Annotated in this window: 21 protein-coding genes; 12 read left to right on the forward strand and 9 right to left on the reverse strand. The window is 56.7% G+C overall.

Annotated features, from left to right (window positions below; genetic code table 11):
* Positions 1-341: 341 nt before the first annotated feature.
* The 3 genes from DFO57_RS02535 to DFO57_RS02545 are packed head-to-tail and all read left to right on the forward strand — an operon-like array spanning position 342 to position 3,616.
* Positions 342-1,616, forward strand: coding sequence for a nucleoside permease (locus tag DFO57_RS02535; RefSeq protein ID WP_110015026.1), 1,275 nt, complete (start codon positions 342-344; stop codon positions 1,614-1,616).
* Positions 1,617-1,626: 10 nt separating this feature from the next.
* Positions 1,627-2,643: an ADP-ribosylglycohydrolase family protein gene (locus DFO57_RS02540; protein ID WP_022623587.1), complete on the forward strand. Its 1,017-nt coding sequence runs from the start codon at positions 1,627-1,629 to the stop codon at positions 2,641-2,643.
* Entirely contained in the window at positions 2,636-3,616 is a 981-nt protein-coding gene (locus DFO57_RS02545) for a PfkB family carbohydrate kinase (protein ID WP_110015027.1), read from the forward strand. The genes DFO57_RS02540 and DFO57_RS02545 overlap by 8 nt, the downstream gene beginning before the upstream one ends.
* Here DFO57_RS02545 and DFO57_RS02550 read toward each other — a convergent pair.
* Entirely contained in the window at positions 3,603-4,346 is a 744-nt protein-coding gene (locus tag DFO57_RS02550) for a GntR family transcriptional regulator (RefSeq protein WP_014593467.1), read from the reverse strand. The genes DFO57_RS02545 and DFO57_RS02550 overlap by 14 nt on opposite strands.
* A gap of 98 nt (positions 4,347-4,444) precedes the next feature.
* On the opposite strand from DFO57_RS02550, the gene DFO57_RS02555 reads away from it, so the two are divergent.
* A complete protein-coding gene (locus tag DFO57_RS02555) occupies positions 4,445-5,731 on the forward strand; it encodes an MFS transporter (protein ID WP_105077739.1) in 1,287 nt (428 codons plus the stop codon).
* 35 nt (positions 5,732-5,766) lie between these two features.
* On the opposite strand, the gene DFO57_RS02560 is transcribed toward DFO57_RS02555, so the two are convergent.
* The 3 genes from DFO57_RS02560 to DFO57_RS02570 all read right to left on the reverse strand — a co-directional run bounded on the left by DFO57_RS02560 (position 5,767) and on the right by DFO57_RS02570 (position 7,204).
* A complete protein-coding gene (locus DFO57_RS02560; protein ID WP_013025421.1) occupies positions 5,767-6,015 on the reverse strand; it encodes a YqjD family protein in 249 nt (82 codons plus the stop codon).
* A gap of 227 nt (positions 6,016-6,242) precedes the next feature.
* The gene (locus DFO57_RS02565) at positions 6,243-6,809 is read right to left on the reverse strand and encodes a hypothetical protein (protein ID WP_110015028.1); all 567 of its coding nucleotides are present in this window, start codon (positions 6,807-6,809) and stop codon (positions 6,243-6,245) included.
* Positions 6,810-6,874: 65 nt separating this feature from the next.
* Positions 6,875-7,204, reverse strand: coding sequence for a hypothetical protein (locus tag DFO57_RS02570; RefSeq protein ID WP_015700529.1), 330 nt, complete (start codon positions 7,202-7,204; stop codon positions 6,875-6,877).
* A 208-nt stretch (positions 7,205-7,412) separates the two neighbouring features.
* Here DFO57_RS02570 and DFO57_RS02575 point away from each other — a divergent pair, with 208 nt between their 5' ends.
* The 3 genes from DFO57_RS02575 (at position 7,413) to DFO57_RS02585 (ending at position 8,600) form a co-directional block, all read left to right on the forward strand.
* Entirely contained in the window at positions 7,413-7,592 is a 180-nt protein-coding gene (locus DFO57_RS02575) for a hypothetical protein (RefSeq protein WP_033765874.1), read from the forward strand.
* 188 nt (positions 7,593-7,780) lie between these two features.
* Entirely contained in the window at positions 7,781-8,164 is a 384-nt protein-coding gene (locus DFO57_RS02580; RefSeq protein ID WP_014606096.1) for a hypothetical protein, read from the forward strand.
* Positions 8,165-8,186: 22 nt separating this feature from the next.
* Positions 8,187-8,600 carry a GNAT family N-acetyltransferase gene (locus DFO57_RS02585; RefSeq protein WP_022623584.1) on the forward strand — a complete coding sequence of 138 codons (414 nt, stop codon included), beginning with the start codon at positions 8,187-8,189 and terminating at the stop codon, positions 8,598-8,600.
* On the opposite strand, the gene DFO57_RS02590 is transcribed toward DFO57_RS02585, so the two are convergent.
* The gene (locus DFO57_RS02590) at positions 8,601-9,260 is read right to left on the reverse strand and encodes an MBL fold metallo-hydrolase (RefSeq protein WP_110015029.1); all 660 of its coding nucleotides are present in this window, start codon (positions 9,258-9,260) and stop codon (positions 8,601-8,603) included. It abuts the gene before it with no gap.
* A 22-nt stretch (positions 9,261-9,282) separates the two neighbouring features.
* A complete protein-coding gene (gene ldcA / locus DFO57_RS02595) occupies positions 9,283-10,206 on the reverse strand; it encodes a muramoyltetrapeptide carboxypeptidase (protein ID WP_064373537.1) in 924 nt (307 codons plus the stop codon).
* A gap of 155 nt (positions 10,207-10,361) precedes the next feature.
* Here ldcA and emtA point away from each other — a divergent pair, with 155 nt between their 5' ends.
* On the forward strand, positions 10,362-10,994 hold the full coding sequence (gene emtA / locus DFO57_RS02600; protein ID WP_110015030.1) for a membrane-bound lytic murein transglycosylase EmtA: 633 nt from the start codon (positions 10,362-10,364) through the stop codon (positions 10,992-10,994).
* A gap of 50 nt (positions 10,995-11,044) precedes the next feature.
* Here emtA and DFO57_RS02605 read toward each other — a convergent pair whose 3' ends face one another.
* Positions 11,045-11,992: a sugar-binding transcriptional regulator gene (locus DFO57_RS02605; protein WP_014606091.1), complete on the reverse strand. Its 948-nt coding sequence runs from the start codon at positions 11,990-11,992 to the stop codon at positions 11,045-11,047.
* Between the two features lie 300 nt (positions 11,993-12,292).
* On the opposite strand from DFO57_RS02605, the gene DFO57_RS02610 reads away from it, so the two are divergent.
* Genes DFO57_RS02610 through DFO57_RS02620 form a run of 3 tightly spaced genes read left to right on the forward strand, consistent with a single transcriptional unit; the run spans position 12,293 to position 15,550 of the window.
* Complete coding sequence (locus DFO57_RS02610; RefSeq protein WP_013025431.1) at positions 12,293-13,123, forward strand: transketolase; 831 nt, start codon at positions 12,293-12,295, stop codon at positions 13,121-13,123.
* Entirely contained in the window at positions 13,116-14,060 is a 945-nt protein-coding gene (locus tag DFO57_RS02615; protein ID WP_019106809.1) for a transketolase family protein, read from the forward strand. The genes DFO57_RS02610 and DFO57_RS02615 overlap by 8 nt, the downstream gene beginning before the upstream one ends.
* 2 nt (positions 14,061-14,062) lie before the next feature.
* Positions 14,063-15,550, forward strand: coding sequence for an FGGY family carbohydrate kinase (locus tag DFO57_RS02620; protein WP_105087655.1), 1,488 nt, complete (start codon positions 14,063-14,065; stop codon positions 15,548-15,550).
* A 52-nt stretch (positions 15,551-15,602) separates the two neighbouring features.
* Here DFO57_RS02620 and DFO57_RS02625 read toward each other — a convergent pair whose 3' ends face one another.
* A complete protein-coding gene (locus DFO57_RS02625) occupies positions 15,603-16,736 on the reverse strand; it encodes a mechanosensitive ion channel family protein (protein ID WP_110015031.1) in 1,134 nt (377 codons plus the stop codon).
* 97 nt (positions 16,737-16,833) lie between these two features.
* Positions 16,834-17,568, reverse strand: coding sequence for a flagellar brake protein (locus DFO57_RS02630; RefSeq protein ID WP_014606088.1), 735 nt, complete (start codon positions 17,566-17,568; stop codon positions 16,834-16,836).
* A gap of 211 nt (positions 17,569-17,779) precedes the next feature.
* Between DFO57_RS02630 and DFO57_RS02635 the strand changes: the two genes are divergently transcribed.
* Positions 17,780-18,028: a GlsB/YeaQ/YmgE family stress response membrane protein gene (locus DFO57_RS02635; RefSeq protein WP_013025436.1), complete on the forward strand. Its 249-nt coding sequence runs from the start codon at positions 17,780-17,782 to the stop codon at positions 18,026-18,028.
* Positions 18,029-18,054: the final 26 nt, after the last annotated feature.

The following is an 18,054-nucleotide window of genomic DNA, read 5'->3' on the forward strand; positions in this document are numbered from 1 at the left end:
GAAGCCCGAAGCCCGAAGCCCGAAGCCCGAAGCCCAAAGCCCAAAGCCCAAAGCCCAAAGCCCAAAGCCCAAAGCCCAAAGCCCAAAGCCTGCGGCCGGTGGCGTGTTTGTAAGCACGAACCGCCTGCAAAGACGCGCTGCCTTTCCAGAGCATTAAGTGCTCAACGTCTCGCATCCGGCGGTCGGGTGAGACCAGACAGAAGACGCCACCGGTTCCCGTGGCGCGCATAAAACCGTTCTCACCGAGAATGGGAGGTAGCTCAAAATTCCACCCAAAGGTATTATAAAGGTTATGTTTGTGGTGTTAGATTGGCCTTACCAACACCGGGGAACACACCATAATGAAAACGAAAACGGCCAGCCTGTCATTGATGATGTTTGTGGAATGGTTTATCTGGGGCGCGTGGTTTGTCCCGCTCTGGGCCTTCCTTAGCAAAAATGGTTTCACGCCCGTCGAGATTGCGTGGTGCTATGCCTGTACCTCCATCGCCGCCATTCTGTCGCCCATTCTGGTGGGATCGCTGGCAGACCGCTTTTTTCAGGCCCAGAAAGTGCTGGGTGTGCTGATGAGCGTGGGCGCCGGGCTGATGTACTTCGCGGCGCAGCAAACGCACTTCAGCGGTTTCTTTCCCCTGTTGCTGCTGTATGCGCTGACCTATATGCCCACGATTGCCCTCACCAACAGCATTGCGTTTTCGCATGTAGCAGACGTGGAGCGTGATTATCCGCGTATCCGCGTGCTGGGTACGCTCGGCTGGATCGCATCCGGTATCGTCTGCGGTTTTCTGCCGTCGTTACTGGGCTTTGGCGACATCTCCGCCAGCAATGTGCCGCTGCTGATTACCGCCGCCAGCTCGCTGCTGCTGGGTATATTCGCCTTTATGCTGCCCGCCACGGAGCCTAAAAGTACCGGCGCCTTTAGTGTGCGAACCGCGCTGGGCCTGGATGCCCTGCATCTGTTAAAAGATCGCAGCTTCCTGGTCTTTTTTGTCTGTTCCTTCCTGTTCAGTATGCCGCTGGCGTTCTATTACATTTTTGCCGAGGGCTTCCTGACCGAAGTGGGCCTGGCGCACGCCACGGGCTGGATGACGTTAGGGCAGATGTCCGAAATTCTGTTTTTACTGGCGCTGCCGTTCTTTATCAAACGTTTTGGTATCGGCAAGGTCTTGCTGCTCGGCCTGGTGACGGCCGCGCTGCGTTATCTGTTTTTTGTTTTTGGCAGCGATCAGAACCTGCTCACCTATGGCCTGTTATTTATGGGCATTCTGCTGCACGGCGTCAGCTATGACTTTTACTTTATTACTGCCTACATCTACGTCGATAAAAAATCCCCTGTGAGCATGCGCAATGCGGCGCAGGGATTAATTACCCTGGCCTGTCAGGGAATCGGCAGCCTGTTAGGTTATCGCCTGGGGGGCTATCTGATGCAGGAGATGTTTGCCTATGGTCAACCGCGCAACGGCCTGACGTTCAACTGGGCGGGAATGTGGCTGTTTGGCAGCGTGATGATCATATTGATTACCGTGGCGTTTATTCTGCTGTTCCGCGATACGAAAAAACGCAGCGATGAGCTTAACGTGGTTGAGCCTGCCGCCGCGACGGAAAGCCAAAAATAAGGAAGAGAAGATGATTACCGTACAACAAAGGATCACCGGCGCATTTTATGGTCAGGCGCTTGGCGATGCCATGGGCATGCCGTCAGAACTCTGGCCGCGAAGCCGCGTGAAAGCACATTTTGGCTGGATTGATCGTTTTCTGCCCGGCCCGGCAGAGAATAACGCCGCCTGCTATTTCGGCCGCGCCGAGTTCACTGACGATACATCGATGGCGCTGGCGCTGGCCGATGCCATCATCCGTCATGACGGAGAGATCGTCGCTGAAACCATTGGTCTTAACATCCTGCGCTGGGCAGAAGGGTTTGACGCGTTTAATAAAAATGTTCTGGGGCCCACATCAAAAATCGCGCTGCGCGCATTACAGGCCGGCCAGCCGATCAGCGCGCTGGAAAACAACGGCCTGACTAATGGGGCGGCGATGCGTATTGCCCCGCTGGGCTGCCTGTTACCCGCGCGAGATTTGCACGGTTTTATTGATGCGGTTGCGTTGGCTTCCAGCCCCACCCACAAGGCCGACGTCGCGATTGCCGGGGCAACCGTGATTGCCTGGGCCGTTTCCCGGGCGATAGAGGGCGCAGGCTGGAGACAGATTCGTGACGCGCTGCCTGCCGTCGCGCGTGCGGCGCAGGAGCGGCAGATAACCACCTTTAGTGCGGCCATGTCTGCGCGCCTTGAGCTGGCGTTTTCGGTCGTTGAACAGGGGCGCGGTGTTGAATCCACTATGGAGAACATCTATGCCCTGGTGGGAACAGGCACCAGCACCATCGAGTCCGTGCCCGCCGCCATCGCGATGGTTGAACTGGCAGGAACCGATCCCAACCGCTGCGCCATTCTTTGCGCCAATCTGGGCGGCGACACGGACACCATTGGTGCGATGGCGGTTGCCATTTGTGGTGCGCTTAACGGTATTGATGCCATTGACCCTGCGCTCCGACAGCAGCTGGATAGCGTAAATAAACTGGACTTTGAAAGCTACGGCCGGGCGTTTACCGCTTTTCGCCTCAAGCGGGAGGCGGCGCATGGTTGATTCCCACAGTGTGGCAACATTAGGCAACCGGGCCCCGATCGTCGTACTGGGCGCCGCCGTCGTGGATGTCATCGCCCGCGCCGAGCAGCTTCCCCAGCGCGGCGGCGACAGCGCGCTGCAGCAGCAAAGTATCAGCGTGGGAGGCTGTGCGTTGAACGTGGCGCTGGCGCTGCACCGCTTAGGTATGGATGCCGTTTCTGCGTTACCGCTCGGCCAGGGCGTCTGGGCTGAGCTACTCCGGCAAAAGCTTGCGGCCTGTGGCCTGACCAGCGTCACGGAAACCCACAAGGGCGACAATGGCTGGTGCCTGGCGCTGGTTGAACCCGACGGAGAACGCACGTTCCTGTCGGTGGCCGGGGTGGAGAACCAGTGGGATGAGGCGATGCTGGCCTCTGTTCCGCTTCACGCAGAAGGCTGGCTGTATCTGTCGGGTTATCAGCTCATCGGCAAGAATGCGGAAACACTGCTGTCCTGGCTGGAAGGGCTGGCAAACAGGCCGCGGCTGGCAATCGATTTTGGGCCGCGTCTGCCTGCGATCGCGCCGGATCACTGGCAGCGCGTGATGGCGCTGCAGCCGTTGATTACGCTTAATCGCCAGGAAGCCGAACACGTCTGGCACCAGCGTTTGCAGCAGGACGGGTCTTTTAACGCGCAGGCGCTGATTACCCAGTGGGCAAAACATTTTGCCAGCTCGCTGGTGGTCAGGCTGGATAGCGAAGGCGCAGCCTTCAGCCATCACGGACAGTACGGCTGGATCGCAGCATTCAAGACGGCGGTGGTCGATACGATTGGGGCCGGTGACAGCCACACGGGAGGATTACTGGCTGCGCTCGCATCTGGCTGGCCACTTGATAACGCAGTGGCGCTGGGGAATGCCGTCGCATCATTCGTGGTTGCGCAGCGTGGAGGCGATACCGCCCCCGACCGTGCAGCGCTGATTCGCCACTGGCAGCAGTGCCTTACTCGGCAATAAACACGTACAAATCACTGCGACAGTAGCTGATGCTGTATTCCAGAGGACGATCGCGCGCATCCAGCGCCAACTGCTTAATCACCAGTACGGGAATCCGCTCGGGCAGGGCAATGAGGCGCTGTAATTCGGCATCTGGCATTTGCGCACTGACGCGACTTTGCGTTTTCACCGGCTGGATCTGGTGGCGGCGAAAATAGTCGTACAGCGAAATACCGATGTCGCTGGCATCGTTGATCAAATCGCACGGCACCCAGGACGTTTCCACGGACACGGCCTGTTGATCGACATAACGCAGGCGCTTCAGCAAATAGACCTCACTGTCCGGGGGCAGCTGCAGCTTCTGCGCAATGTCATCTTCGCAACGGATACGATGTTTTTGCAGCCATTCCGTATCGGGCTTTTTACCCCGTAATACGACCTGCTGTGAAAATCCCTGCGGCTCTTTCAGTGAGTATTCCAGTGCGCGACAAATCTGCGTGCCATAGCCACGCGAGCGATGAACAATCCCTTCCTGAGAGAGCGCATCCATCGCTTTACGCACCGTGATGCGGGAAATCCCCAGAGAGTGTGAAAATTCGCGCTCGCTGGGCAACACCTCTTCGTGACGCAGCACGCCGTCGCGCACGGCGTCTTTAATCACCTGCACGAAACGTTTATAGAGCGGGGTTTTGCTCTCGGCGCTGAGCACGCTGCTCAGATGACTGAAAAGGGCATTATGCTGTGATGTCATTATTCTCGTCTGGGATACATAACCTTATCTGCTGGAATTCTATACTATCTCTCTTATCGCCGTACTGCTTTTGCAGGCTGCAAGTTGAGGATAGTCAAATGGAAACCTATTCACCCCAGGTAAAGCAACATAAACGTGCGCTGGTTGCGGGTTCGGTTGGCAACTTTATTGAGTGGTATGAGTTCGCCATCTATGGTTTTCTCGCCACGCTGATTGCGCAGAACTTTTTCCAGTTACAGGGCGAGTCGGCCTTGAGTGGGCTGATTCTCACCTGGGCCTCCTTTGCCGTCGCATTTTTCTTTCGGCCACTGGGTGCGCTGGTGTTTGGCCGTATCGGCGATCGCATCGGCCGCAAACCGACGCTGATTATGGTGCTGGTGTTCATGACGCTGGCGACCACGGCCATTGGCCTGGTGCCGACCTATGCCTCAGTGGGCATCGCAGCACCGTTGATCCTGACCGGGCTGCGTATCCTGCAGGGGCTGTTTGCCGGAGGAGAATACGGCGGTGCGGTCTCCCTGATGACGGAATTTGCGCCGCGAGGCAAGCGCGGCCTGTATGGCGCGTGGCAGTCGCTCACGGTGGCGCTGGGCCTGCTGGCTGGCGTCGGGCTGGTGGCGCTGTTGTCGTTTACGCTCAGCCCACCAGCCATGCTGGCCTGGGGCTGGCGCATTCCGTTTATCCTGGCATTACCGCTGGGCATGGTGGCGCTCTGGCTGCGGCTGGCAATGGACGAAACGCCCGGCTTTGTCCGTCAGCAACAGCAGCAGAAGGGGGGCAAAGCCGCACCGCTCCAGACGTTGAAAACCATTCTGCTGGCCGTGGCGCGCGTGATGCTGTGGTCAGCGGCGGGTTACACTTGTCTGGTCATTATGCCAGCCTACCTTCAGTCCGCCCTGCACACCGGACTGCACCAGGCGCTGGCGATCGCCGTGATTTCCAATCTGGGGTTTGCCTTGACCATTATTCCGGCGGGGATACTCAGTGACAGGATAGGGCGACGCCGGGTGATGGTGGTGGCCAGCGTACTGTTGCTGTTACTGGCGATGCCGCTGCTGAAGGTGCTGCAGGCGGAAACGGTGGCGTTACCCAGCAAAGCGCTGGTGGTGTTTATTGCAGGCGGTGTGGTGGGCTTACTGGCAGGGCCGGGGCCGGCGATGCTGGCCGAAATGTTTCCCACACGGGTTCGCTACACCGGACTGGGACTGGCGTATTCGCTATCGAATGCCGTTTTCTCGGGCTGTGCGGGGTTGATTATTACAGGGCTGGTCAAGCAGACGGGCAATCTGGATATTCCGGCGTGGTACATGATGGCAACGGCGTTGGTAACAATACCGGCACTGATGACGTTAAACAAAGACGATCATCTGCGCGATCTGGTATGAGGGTAAAACGGGAGCCAACGCTCCCGTTTTGAGACTTATTTGCGGCCCAGCAGGAAGCCAAGTACCACGCCAACGCCAGCGGCTACGGCCAGACCCGCGAACGGGTTAGACTGCACCTGATCCTTGATGCAATCAGCGGCATCACGTGCGGCGTAGGATGCCTGATTGGTGTAGCGGCGTGCTGCACCACGGGCACGGTGACGCGGGGAGTCAGTAACTTCACCCCATTGTTGCTCTGCGGCACCGGCGACTTCTTTCACTGCATCTTCAATTTTTCCTGACATGCTTCATCTCCTTGGTTATCACAGTCACCTAAAGCGTAGCAAAGCTTAGCCGTCGTGCTGCCCCAGGGCGCATTAATCTTCTGTTCAGGAGGCAAAGGTCAGGGGAAAATATCTGCCACCGCGTCATATCGCTGGCCTGAGAGGCGCGCAGTCAGAGGCGTGAAGCGGGGAAACGCGGCAACTCGCCAGTGGCTAATGTGTGCAGGGAAAAATCATTACCAGCTGTTTCACAAAACGGCATTGCCCGGAGCGGTGGCGTACTGAGGGTACCAGCTCACCAGAAAGTGGCGAATATGGTCGAAGCACCATTCCGCATCCTCCGACTGAGGGCAGTAGTACTGAATTGTGATTTTTTCATAGCGGCGCTGACGTTGCTGCAGCGGCGACCAGCCCCAGTCGAGTACAGCACGGGCATAGTTGACCAGCGCATCCGCTGCCAGCCCATGCTGTTGCGCCTGCTCTTTGAGATAGGTGTAAAACGCGGTTTCCAGCTGCAGCGTCTCAGCATGTGAATGGCCAGGCAACTCGGGACGAAAGGCGATATCAATAAACCCGCACACCGCGTTTTCCTGCTGTTGCCAGTCGCAGGCCAGCGTCATGAACAGCCCGTCCTGAAGATTCACCTCTTCCACCAGACGCTGCAGGTTTGCTGAGTGGCGCAGCACCGCAACCTCTTCAAGGCGCTCTGTTTCCAGCGTTAAGTCGATGCCGCAGGGATTGACCGTACCGTCTTCATTGCGGGTCGCCGGGAAGGGAAAATCGATATAGCCGTTGTTATCCAGACGCTTTTCCATGTGAAGGATGACCTGTCTCTTGACGTTTCCTGACACTATACCATTCTGCGCCCGGATTCACCCCTCTACGGGCAGGTCCAGGTGATCAGGGTATCCTGATAGGGATTGATGAGCCGGAACTGCTTGTCCGACAGGCGTTGCGCATAATAACCCTCACGCGTGACGGCGGAAGGAATGTACTGGAAGCGATCCTGCGACTGCAGCGGACCGCTCTGCACGCTTGCGCCGTCCCGACTGACGCTAAATGAGGTGACCAGATCGAAAATCGTCCCCTGGGTCTGGCCCAGCGACTGACCGTAAAGGGTGCTGACCTCGCCCGGGCATTCCACGCCTTTCGGCGACGATGAGCAGCCCGCAAGCAGTGCCATAAAAATGAAAACTACCGATCGCAACATATCCTGTCCCTGCCCAAGTCCATGAAAGCGGTGAACGATTCTATCCTGTTGCGCCGCAAATAACATGATCATAGCAGTTCTGCGACACAGGCTGATTTGTGCTTTGCTCAAAGGTTAAGCAACAGAAATGCAAAAGATGACTTTGAGGTGGAATAAACGTTATTCTTGCCATCTTTGCGCATCGCTTAAGCAAATTCAGGGATAAATGATGAAAGAAGAAGAAGCCAGCCTAATGATTATTCGCCACGCCATCGAATCGCTGGATGCAGAAAAAAGGCAGCAGGTCATTGCCTGTGCCGCTGAAATTCGCGATGTGATGAGCAGCTTCGACAGCGAACACGCCGACCTGGCGTTAATGTTGGTCGCAGCAGAAGTGGCTGCAGACTAATTGAGCCGTGGTTTACCCGATGCCATCCCGCCCGTTCGGTTTTCTGGTGGTGCGCAGGGCAGGTGAGCGGCTGTCTCTCCGGCACGCCTGAATCCCTGCGGCAACCTGTCCCGTCCTGCTCTGCCTGGCTTTTATTGTGATAAACTCCCCTGACAATGGGAAATGACGTATTCAGCGGAGGAAATCAGATGAAAGCAGTCCGTCTTGCCCTGTGCCTGTTGGCCTGTTATAGCGCGTCAGCGTGGAGCGAAAGCGAATTCCAGATCCATTGTCCCGGTCGGCCTACCATGACCATTTCACGCGCTGAATATGGGCTGAGTACGCTCTCCTGGCCCAAACAGCACTTCCAGATTGCGGCGGGGCAACTGAACACGCAGATTGAGGGCGGTGACAAAGTGGCCATTACCCGCTTCCGCAACGGCGATCAGTTGATCGTCAACAAAAGCAATCTCGACACCTTCTTTGTCTACCATGACAGCGACGCGCTGGTGCCCTGCAGCCGCAGCGCGAAGCGTGACGTGGACGTCCTGAGCCTTGAGCGCTACGACGACAGACAACGTAACGACTCCTGATTTGCCGCGATAAGGAATGCCAATGCAGATTACCCTCACTGATAAGGTGACCAGTAAAGATCAGGATGAACTCCGGCTGGGCCTGAATGCGCATAACAGCAAATTTTTTGACGTGGACCTGATTAAACCGCTGGGGCTGTTTATCTGTGATTCTCAGGGGAAGAAGCTGGCAGGGTTAACCGGTACGACGACAGGTAACTGGTTACGCATCGATTTGCTTTGGGTCAGCGACAGGCTCCGGGGGCAGGGCACAGGAAGTCAGTTGGTGCTGGCGGCAGAAAAAGAGGCGCGCCAGCGAGGATGCCGTTTTGCCCAGGTCGATACGGCCAGCTTTCAGGCTCGGCCCTTCTACGAAAAGTTGGGCTATCACGTCCGGTTAACGCTTGGCGACTATATTCACCATCACCAGCGCCATTATCTGACCAAAATCCTGTAACTACAGCACCGCCTGCTGGCGCAGATCCAGCGGGTGCAGCTCTGCCTCGTCGATAGCGGCCAGCCAGCCGGACAGGGTCACTTTCTGCCATGAAAGATGGCCGCGCGTGGTGCTCATCAGCACCACGTCAGGGCGCAGAGTCCGGTAGAGCTCCAGCGAAGCGGCCAGTTCGGCAGGATTGCTCTCGGGCACCAGCACGGTTATCCAGCGGTCATGCTGACGCGTGAGCGTATCACCGACAAACAAGTAGGTCAGGCCGTTAGGGGAAGCGTAAAGATAGCTGCAGCTGCCGGGCGTGTGACCGGGCGTCGGCAACAGGTGAAAATCACCAAAATGCGTTTCCTGCTGCGTGAAGGTATCGTCAGGTTCGACAAAGCGGCTGATCTGCCCCAATGAGCTGCTGTGGCAGTAGAGCGCGCTGTTAAAGCGCTGCTGGATACGCGCCGCGCCGGGCGCGGATTCATGCCAGTGGGTCAGGTAATGCCGGATTACGCCGTTATCGTCCGCCAGCACTTCATGATCCAGCGGGTTTTCTACCCGTCCAATCAGTAAATTGCCGCGCGGATGACGCAGCAAAAAACCATGCATCATAATGTCTTCGGTACCTTCGGCCGGAAACTCCGGCGTTGAGATCCACAAATCGTCATACAGCGGCTTCAATGTCGATCTCCTGCAACTTCAGCTATGTGCGCAATACGGGATGTCCGCTCGCCTGTAATACAACCTGACCCTGATTCACCTGCAGCGTGGCCGTTGCACCCAGAGGTAAGGTGACGGTATCCGGAGCGTGACCGAAGTCCAGGTCGCTGATAACCGGCAGGCCGCTGACCTCGCGAATGTGCTGCCAGACCGTAGGGAAATCAAATCCGTTGTCGTACTCCGACAGAGCGGTACTGGTGAAACTGCCGGTGACAATTGCCTGCTGTCTGGCCAGCACGCCGCATTGGTGCAACTGCAGCAGCATACGTTCAATACGGAACGGATGCTCATTAACATCTTCGATAACCAGAATGCCGTTCTCAATCTGCGGCAGCCATGGCGTCCCGATTAGCGAGCAGAGCATCGCCAGGTTGCCGCCCCACAGCGTCCCCTGCCAGTGGCCGTTATCGGGTGTTTCACTTTGCCAGGCCACCTTGACTGTAGGTGATGTCAGCGCATGCCAAAAGTGCTGCAGGGTAAATTCGGATAAAACCTCAGCGCCAAAATTGCCCGCCAGCATCGGTCCACTGAAGCTAATCAAACCGGCATGTTGGAGCAGCGCTAACTGCAACACGGTGAAGTCGCTGTGCCCACAGATGGCCAGCGGCTGGTGCGCTAAACGACGCTTCAGGCCGGCATAATCCACCGACGGCAGCAGCCGTGTTGCGCCATAACCGCCGCGCACCGCCAGCACAATATCGGGTAGGGTTGCTAAGTCAGCCAGTTCATTAATATCGCCTGAGCGCGCCTCGTCGGTGCCAGCAAAGCGCTGGAAGCGCCGCGCGATGACGGCGTCATTGTCCACGCGATGTCCTTCCGCACGCAGGCGTTCAACCCCGAGCAGGGCCGCAGGTTGATTATGGCAATAACCTGAAGGGGCAATAAGACGGATGGAACGTGACGTCATAGTAAATTCCTGAAATTAGTCAGTGACAGACTTCACGATAATGACGAAAAACCGTAAATAAGTCATCAGACTGCTGTAATTAGGATAAACGGTAATTTTGCAATTCAGCCGGCTCGGTATGATAGCTTCCGCCACTTCTGCGACGAGATAAAAAATTGCTAAAAATTCGCTACTTTGTCATTTCAGCCTTGCTGCTGACGGGCTGTGCCAGTGAACCGCCGCATACTTACGTTAAAGAGAAGAATACGCCGTTAACCCAGGCACCGCCTTCACGCATCAGCGGAACCTGGTCACTCTTTACCGAAACGGCCGCCAGCCAGTATGGCGTGGATGAAAAACTGATCAGCGCCATTATCAATGTGGAGTCCGGTGGGAACCCTGGCGTGGTCAGCCGTTCTAATGCGGTTGGATTAATGCAGATCAAAGCCTCAACCGCGGGCCGGGAAGTGTATCGCACCCAGGGGCGCTACGGTCAGCCGAGCAACGCAGAGCTGCGCGATCCGGCCAGAAATATTGATATTGGTACCGCGTACATCAAAATTCTGCAGCAGTCTGCGCTTTCGGGCATCCGCGATCCCCTCACGCTGCGTTACGCCACTATTGTTTCCTATGCAAACGGTGCTGGCGCGTTACTGCGCACCTTCTCCAGCAATCGCGATCGGGCCATTGCCATGATAAATGCCATGACGCCGGACGAGTTTTATCAGCACGTACAAAACAAACATCCTGCAGCCCAGGCGCCACGCTACCTGTGGAAAGTCACCACGGCTTACCGCGCTAACAGCTGATCCTCATGTTTTCTCCTCACCTTCCTTTTTGGCAGGTGAGGAGAGAACAGTTAAGTGGTCAGCAGCCTTGCCGTGGGATAATCCACAATCAGCACATTCACATAGCCACCCCGCAGCGCCCCGCGAATCGCCTGTGCTTTCTCTTTGCCGCCTGCCAGCGCCACCACCTGCGCGCACTGTCGCACCTGTTCCAGTTCCATGCCAATGACCGGATCCTCATCGGCGTTCAGCACGGGTTGACCCTGTTCATCAAAATAGTGCAGGCAAATATCCCCCACCGCGCCGCGCCCGGCCAGGGTGCGTAACATGGTTGCATCGTAGTAGTTACCCGAATTGCGCAGCAGCGCAGAAGGTTCAAGATCGCCAATGCCGACAATGGCTAAGTCCACCTCATTAAACTTATTCAGCACTTCGGCGACGTCAGGATTGGCGGCCAGCCGCTGGCGATCCGTGACCGAATGTTCAATGGATTGAGAGGGCAGCAGCCAGGCGGGGCAATTCAACAGCGCGGCAAGATTTTGCGTCAGTATCGTAGCCTGGACGTTTCCGTTGGCCCCCACGCCGCCCAGCAGCTGAATCACCCCTTTACAGGCGTTATTGAGAGGATGCAGGGCATCCACCATCGCACGAATGGTGCCGCTCCAGGAGGAGATGCCAATAAGTTCGTCCGCGCGCAGTCGGGTTTCAAGATAGTGCGCCGCCGCCGATCCAATCGCCTGTTTGATCTCGCCAGCGGACGCCTGTTCTGGCACATCCACCACAATCGCCTGCGGCAGCTGATAGCGTTGCTCAAGCGCTTTTTCCAGTTCCGGAAAGACATTCGCAGGCGGCACCACGCTGATTTTTACCACGCCTTCTTTCACGCTGCGGTTCAGAATGCGCGATACGAACGACTGAGACAGCTTGAGTAGCTGTGCAATATCGGACTGCTTCCTGCCTTCGACATAGTAAAGTGTGGCAATTTTTACCATGAGTCGCTGTTCATCCTGCTTCGCCATTGGTTTTTTTCCTCTCGTGTTCTGCCTGCCATTGTTAACCACCCACGTAAAAATCACAATCCACGGCAATTTGTGATCATTTTCGCTTTTTATCACTTCCTGTCTGGACGGCGTCATCCGCAAGGCGCATAGTGGGTTTGAATATAAAATCATTATTGAATATATATTCATAAAGGGAAAAGACTTTGGTCTGGCAGCGCATGTAAGTGTGAGACTTTCACGCATTGCCTGTCAGCACGGGGCAATAACACCCACCCTGAATATATATTCAGTGTAGACTTAAAATTCAATAGGTGAGCTATGAATCCTTTTATGCTTTCGGTAAATGAGCTTGAAAAACGAGCGCGTTCAGTGCGCCGCCGCATTATTCAGCTTAACGCGGGCAGCCCGGCGGGAGGGCACACCGGCGCGGACCTGTCGCAGGTTGAAATCCTGACTGCGCTCTATTTCCGCATCCTCAACTGTGCGCCCGACCGGACGGCAGATGACGAGCGTGATATCTATATCCAGTCAAAAGGTCATGCCGTGGGAGGATATTACTGTGTGCTGGCGGAAGCCGGGTATTTCCCGCTGGAGTGGCTGGCGACCTATCAACATGCACACTCCGCTTTACCGGGGCATCCGGTGCGGCAAAAGACGCCGGGCGTCGAACTGAACACGGGCGCGCTGGGGCACGGATTGCCCGTGGCGGTGGGCATTGCGCTGGCGGCGAAGAAGAGCAACAGTCGGCGGCGTATTTTTGTCGTGACCGGCGACGGCGAGCTGGCAGAAGGCAGTAACTGGGAAGCGGCGCTGGTGGCAGCCCATTACGGGCTGGATAACCTGATTGTGATTAACGACAAAAACAAACTCCAACTGGCGGGATCGACGCGTGACATTATGAACACCGATCCGCTAGCGGAGAAATGGCGTGCCTTTGGTCTGGCGGTGAGTGAATGCCAGGGCAATGACATGGCATCGGTGGTCAGCGCACTCGAACAGCCGCCGGTAAGCGGCAAACCGCGGGTGATTATCGCCCACACGGAAAAAGGGTTTGGTATCTCCTTTATCCAGGGCAAAGCGGAATGGCACCACCGGGTGCCCAAGGGTGAAGAAATCGACCGGGCACTGGAGGAGTTAAAAGATGAGTAAGGCACAACATCTGGCAGAGGTCATGGTAGAAGCATTGATGGCGGCGGTTGATCGCGGTATCGATGTGGTTCCGGTGGTGGCTGACTCCACCTCAACCGCTAAAATCGCGCCGTTTATTAAGGCGTTTCCCGGCCGGTTAATTAACGTGGGCATCGCCGAGCAGGCGCTGGTGGGTACGGCTGCCGGGCTGGCGCTGGGCGGAAAAGTGGCTGTAACCTGTAACGCCGCACCCTTTCTGATCTCCCGTGCTAACGAGCAGGTGAAAATCGACGTCTGTTATAACAATACTAACGTTAAGCTGTTTGGGCTGAATGCAGGAGCCAGCTACGGCCCGCTCGCCAGCACGCACCACAGCATTGACGACATCGCCATCCTGCGTGGATTTGGCAATATTGAAATCTACGCGCCTTCCTGTCCCCTTGAGTGCCGCCAAATCATCGACTATGCCCTTGATCATGTGGGGCCGGTTTATATTCGGCTGGATGGCAAAGCGTTGCCGCAGTTGCATGACGACGAATACCGCTTTACACCTGGGGCGATCGATCTGCTGCGCGAAGGCCATGACATTGCGCTTGTTGCCATGGGCTCAACGGTACATGAGGCCGTTACCGCCTCAGAGCAGCTGGAAACGCAGGGGGTTTCCGCCGCGGTAATCGCCGTGCCTTCTCTTCGTCCCTGTAACACTCAGCAACTGCATAATCTGCTGAGTCACTACCGTAGCGTCATCACGGTTGAAGAGCACAACATCAATGGTGGCGTAGGCAGCCTGGTGGCGGAGGTCCTGGCCGAGAACGGCTTGCCGGTTAAGCTGTTGCGTCTGGGCATTGCGGATGGCGAGTACGCCATCGCTGGCGATCGCGCCTCCACCCGGGCCTGTCATGGCATTGACGCCAGCAGCGTGGCGGCTCAGGCGCTGCGCCTTTGCACAGGAGGCTGACGATGCACGAGTCCGTGATTCTGGCTATTGATGAAGGCACCACCAACGCCAAAGCGGTCGCCGTAAATCGTCAGGGAAAAGTGGTGGCGCGGGCCAGTCAGGGCCTGACGCTGCAGCATCCGCAACCCGGTCTGGCCGAGCAGGCCCCCATGGCCATCTGGCTGGCCGTCAGGCAGGCGATAGCCGACTGTCTTGCCCAGTGCGCCGACGCACCGGTCGCGGCGGTTGCGATCAGCAATCAGCGTGAATCGGTTTTGATATGGCAGCGCCGGGACGGCATGCCGCTCACCCCGCTGGTGAGCTGGCAGGACCGCCGTTCGGAATCGTTTTGCCGCGATCTTCATCTGTCTGGACAGGCCGGGAAGATTACGGCGCTAACCGGGCTGGCGGTCGATCCTATGTTTCCTGCCGCCAAGCTGACCGGCATGCTGGCGTCACTGCCTGACGGCGTTGCCAGAGCGGCGGCGGGGGAGTTATGTATTGGTACAGTGGACAGCTGGCTGACCTGGCAACTGTCGGCGGGAGAGTGCTTCGTCACCGACCATGCCAATGCGGCACGCACGCAGCTTTACAGTCTGCACACCAACGACTGGGATGATGAGCTGCTGTCCCTGTTCAGCCTGCCGCGCGCCGCGCTGCCGCAGATTACCGCCTCAGCGGGTTGTGCGGGCGTGGTTGCCTTAACCGATATTGCCGGTCTGGCACCTGGCACCCCGATCCTGGCACGCATTGGCGATTCCCATGCGGCGCTTTATGCCCAGCGCCGTGACGAGGCGGAAGTGGTTAAGGCAACCTATGGCACAGGCTCCTCGCTGATGATGTCGATGGCAACGCCGATCCTGACCGACAATGGCCTCAGCACCACCGTGGCGTGGCACGACGGTCAACCGCGCTTTGCGTTTGAAGGCAATATTACCCACACCGGTTCAGGTGCGGCCTGGCTGGGAAAAATGCTCGGCGTCACCGATCCCCAGCAGCTGACGGCAATGGCCGAAAGCTGTGATGACAATCAGGGCTGCTATTTTGTCCCGGCCCTGTCCGGACTGGGCGCGCCCTGGTGGGATTTAAAAGCCCGCGGCATGCTGTGCGGCCTGACCGATGCGGCCACCCCGGCGGTGCTGGCGCGGGTCGCGCTGGAGTCGATTACCTGGCAAATTGCTGATGTCTTTTTCGCTATGGAACAGGCAAGCGGCGACACATTACCTGCGCTGTGCGTTGACGGCAGTGCGACACAAAATCGCTGGCTGATGCAGTTTCAGGCGGACGTCCTGCAGCGCCCGCTGCATTGTGCGCCTACCGCTGAAGCCTCCGCGCTGGGGGCGGCACTGCTGGCAGGTAAACAGCTGGGATGGTGGCAACAGGGGAGTGATATGCAGGCTCTTCAGGGCGGCAACGTCGTGATGCCGCGCAGGCAGCTGGCGCAGAAAATGCAGGACAGCTATCAGGGCTGGCTGAACGCCGTTGCCCGCTGTCGCTATCAGCCCGCATAAGGGCTGCAAGAGGATCGGGCAGCGTGCCGCGATCCTCCGTTCGTCCCGGCGCTTAACGATTCGCGCGGCGTAGCTGGGCCGCGTCGTCATCGGGAACCGGCTTAAGATCGACCGGCGGCAAACTGCCCCCGCTGAATTCGACCTGACGGATCGGGAAGGCAAAGCGTATATTGCGTTCTTCCAGTGCCGCCATCAGCTGCAGGTTAATCTCCTGTTGAATATCCATGTACTGGTTGTAGTCGGCACTCAACACAAAATAGACCACTTCAAACGTCAGCTTCGAATCATCGAACGCCAGAAAATGGGCGCGGTCAAAGCGGGTCATCTCGATGCCCTGAATGATGGTTTTCACCTGTTCACTTATCTCGCGTACCTGCTCAGAAGGTGTGGCATAGCTGATACCAAACCTAAACACGATACGGCGCTGCTGCATACGTTTGTAGTTGTGAATCGTTTGCTGCAGCAGAATGGTGTTGGAACAGACGATCTGTTCACCACCCAGGCTGCGCAGGCGCGTGGTTTTCAGGCCGATATGTTCGATGGTCCCCGCGATGTCGCCAAAGACAATAAAATCACCGTGTTCGAAAGGCTTATCAAAGCCAATCGCCAGTGAGGCAAACACATCACTCAGCACCGTCTGAATGGCGAGGGCGATGGCAATACCGCCCACGCCCAGGCTGGCAACCAGCGCCGTAATGTCGATGCCCATGTTCGATAAAATGGCCAGCAGCATCATGACCCAAACCAGCACGCGCAGTAAAATGCCCATAATCACCGTGGTGACAGGATTGCGAACATGCTGCGGATCGCGCAGCAGGCTCTTTAACCACAGGCGGATGCCGCCATCGATCCACAGCGTAATCTGCACAATCAGGGCCAGGAACCAGCTGTGCGAGATCGTCGCGCGCCAGGCGTCAGGGAGATCGATAAAGCGCAGGGCGATAAGAAAGGAAAAAATCAGCAGCAGAAGCTGGCTGGTGCTGCGCAAGATCTCGACCAGAATACCGGTAAACCGGGCGTAGCGAACTTCGCTATAGTGGGCAATGCGGTTAGAGGTAAAACGAATCAGGCTGCGCAGCAGCCAGTAAATGACAAGGGTAGCAACGATAACAATAGCGCTATTGATCCAGAGTGTTTGATTGAAAAAAATGGACTGAAAATGACGCGAACTGAGCCAGTTTTCCATTGGGGAGATTCTCCTTGCTGGTTCCGGTTAAACGTGAAAGCAAGGGAAAGCATAGCCTGGATGCGCCGCCGGTGCGCGGCGCAGGATGAAGGGCGGATTACTGGAAGCGTTGTGCTTTGTCGCGCGCCTGGCGCTCTAAGGCAAAAATAATCTGCTGCAGCTGCCGCTCCTGATGGGGCTCAAGTGCAGTAAAACGGAAGCTCAGGCGAGGCGTCACTTTCGTCTCATTTTTATTGGTGATAATGCTGCGTTCGCCAATGTGCATAAGCTTAGCGCTGACGTTGAACTGGCCAAATTCCCCCAGTTCGACCTGCAGGCTGTTGAAATCGTCCCCGCTTTTCAGCCCTTCCGGCATCGCTTCTTCCACCAGAACACCAATGCCGCCCAGGGAGAGATCCTGTAAGCGCAGGCGCGCGGCTGTGCCGTCAGGCCACTGGCAATGGCACCAGAACTGCGGCTCCATAGGGGCGCTGATGCGGAAAAATTCCCGACGCTGGATTTGCCACAGTACGTCCGGCAGGGCGGCCTGAAAAGCAGGTAACCCCTCAAAGTCGGTTTTTTCCAGTGCCCCAAGGGCAAATTCGATTTTGGCGCCGTGGGTTTCGGCGAAGACCGTGATTTCGTTGCAGTGCAGCGCGTAGTCGTTATCGAGGTTATTGCTTCCCAGATCAAACACAATGCGCGTTTCATCGGCAGCCAGCATACGGCTAATAAACTGCCCGCGCGAAAAATTCACCAGCAAAGGTGTTTGTAACTGAAGCAGGTCCTTCATCACGCCAAGCACGGCCAGCGTGCCACGTTTCAGATACTGTTCTTTATCGGTTTCTTTCACTTGCTGGCTCCAGATGAGCAACGTTTTTTCACGTAATTATCCTGTTACTACCCGTTCGTTATCGGCGCACAATAATAAAGCTTTAACACAATAACCACTATCATTAACTGCTTGCGCTACATTTTTGGAAAAACGCGACTATACTTGGCGCAGTGAACCGCTTGATTAATCAGGCGATCGCCATTGACTAACCAAAAGGAAGGAGTAACGGATGGGTATTATTTCATGGATCATCTTTGGTTTAATCGCCGGTATCCTGGCGAAATGGATCATGCCAGGTAAAGATGGTGGTGGTTTCATCATTACCGTGATTCTGGGTATTATCGGTGCCGTAGTCGGTGGTTGGATCAGTACCTTCTTCGGCTTTGGCCGTGTGGACGGGTTCAACTTCGGTAGCTTCGTTGTCGCGGTCATCGGTGCGCTTGTCGTGCTGTTTATCTACCGCAAAGTACGCAGTTAACGCAGAACATGATGTAAAAAAAGGGC

Source organism: Pantoea sp. AG702, assembly GCF_003182295.1.
GTDB classification, from domain to species: Bacteria; Pseudomonadota; Gammaproteobacteria; order Enterobacterales; family Enterobacteriaceae; genus Pantoea; species Pantoea ananatis.

Coding starts and splice junctions, on each gene's coding strand:
- DFO57_RS02540 (WP_022623587.1), top strand. CDS start 1,627: ATGATTACCGTACAACAAAGGATCACCGGCGCATTTTATGGTCAGGCG.
- DFO57_RS02575 (WP_033765874.1), top strand. CDS start 7,413: ATGAAAGAAGAAGAAGCCAGCCTAATGATTATTCGCCACGCCATCGAA.
- DFO57_RS02580 (WP_014606096.1), top strand. CDS start 7,781: ATGAAAGCAGTCCGTCTTGCCCTGTGCCTGTTGGCCTGTTATAGCGCG.
- DFO57_RS02625 (WP_110015031.1), bottom strand. CDS start 16,736: ATGGAAAACTGGCTCAGTTCGCGTCATTTTCAGTCCATTTTTTTCAAT.
- DFO57_RS02560 (WP_013025421.1), bottom strand. CDS start 6,015: ATGTCAGGAAAAATTGAAGATGCAGTGAAAGAAGTCGCCGGTGCCGCA.
- DFO57_RS02605 (WP_014606091.1), bottom strand. CDS start 11,992: ATGGCGAAGCAGGATGAACAGCGACTCATGGTAAAAATTGCCACACTT.
- DFO57_RS02615 (WP_019106809.1), top strand. CDS start 13,116: ATGAGTAAGGCACAACATCTGGCAGAGGTCATGGTAGAAGCATTGATG.
- DFO57_RS02550 (WP_014593467.1), bottom strand. CDS start 4,346: ATGACATCACAGCATAATGCCCTTTTCAGTCATCTGAGCAGCGTGCTC.
- DFO57_RS02555 (WP_105077739.1), top strand. CDS start 4,445: ATGGAAACCTATTCACCCCAGGTAAAGCAACATAAACGTGCGCTGGTT.
- DFO57_RS02610 (WP_013025431.1), top strand. CDS start 12,293: ATGAATCCTTTTATGCTTTCGGTAAATGAGCTTGAAAAACGAGCGCGT.
- DFO57_RS02585 (WP_022623584.1), top strand. CDS start 8,187: ATGCAGATTACCCTCACTGATAAGGTGACCAGTAAAGATCAGGATGAA.
- ldcA (WP_064373537.1), bottom strand. CDS start 10,206: ATGACGTCACGTTCCATCCGTCTTATTGCCCCTTCAGGTTATTGCCAT.
- DFO57_RS02635 (WP_013025436.1), top strand. CDS start 17,780: ATGGGTATTATTTCATGGATCATCTTTGGTTTAATCGCCGGTATCCTG.
- DFO57_RS02570 (WP_015700529.1), bottom strand. CDS start 7,204: ATGTTGCGATCGGTAGTTTTCATTTTTATGGCACTGCTTGCGGGCTGC.
- DFO57_RS02565 (WP_110015028.1), bottom strand. CDS start 6,809: ATGGAAAAGCGTCTGGATAACAACGGCTATATCGATTTTCCCTTCCCG.
- DFO57_RS02620 (WP_105087655.1), top strand. CDS start 14,063: ATGCACGAGTCCGTGATTCTGGCTATTGATGAAGGCACCACCAACGCC.
- DFO57_RS02535 (WP_110015026.1), top strand. CDS start 342: ATGAAAACGAAAACGGCCAGCCTGTCATTGATGATGTTTGTGGAATGG.
- DFO57_RS02545 (WP_110015027.1), top strand. CDS start 2,636: ATGGTTGATTCCCACAGTGTGGCAACATTAGGCAACCGGGCCCCGATC.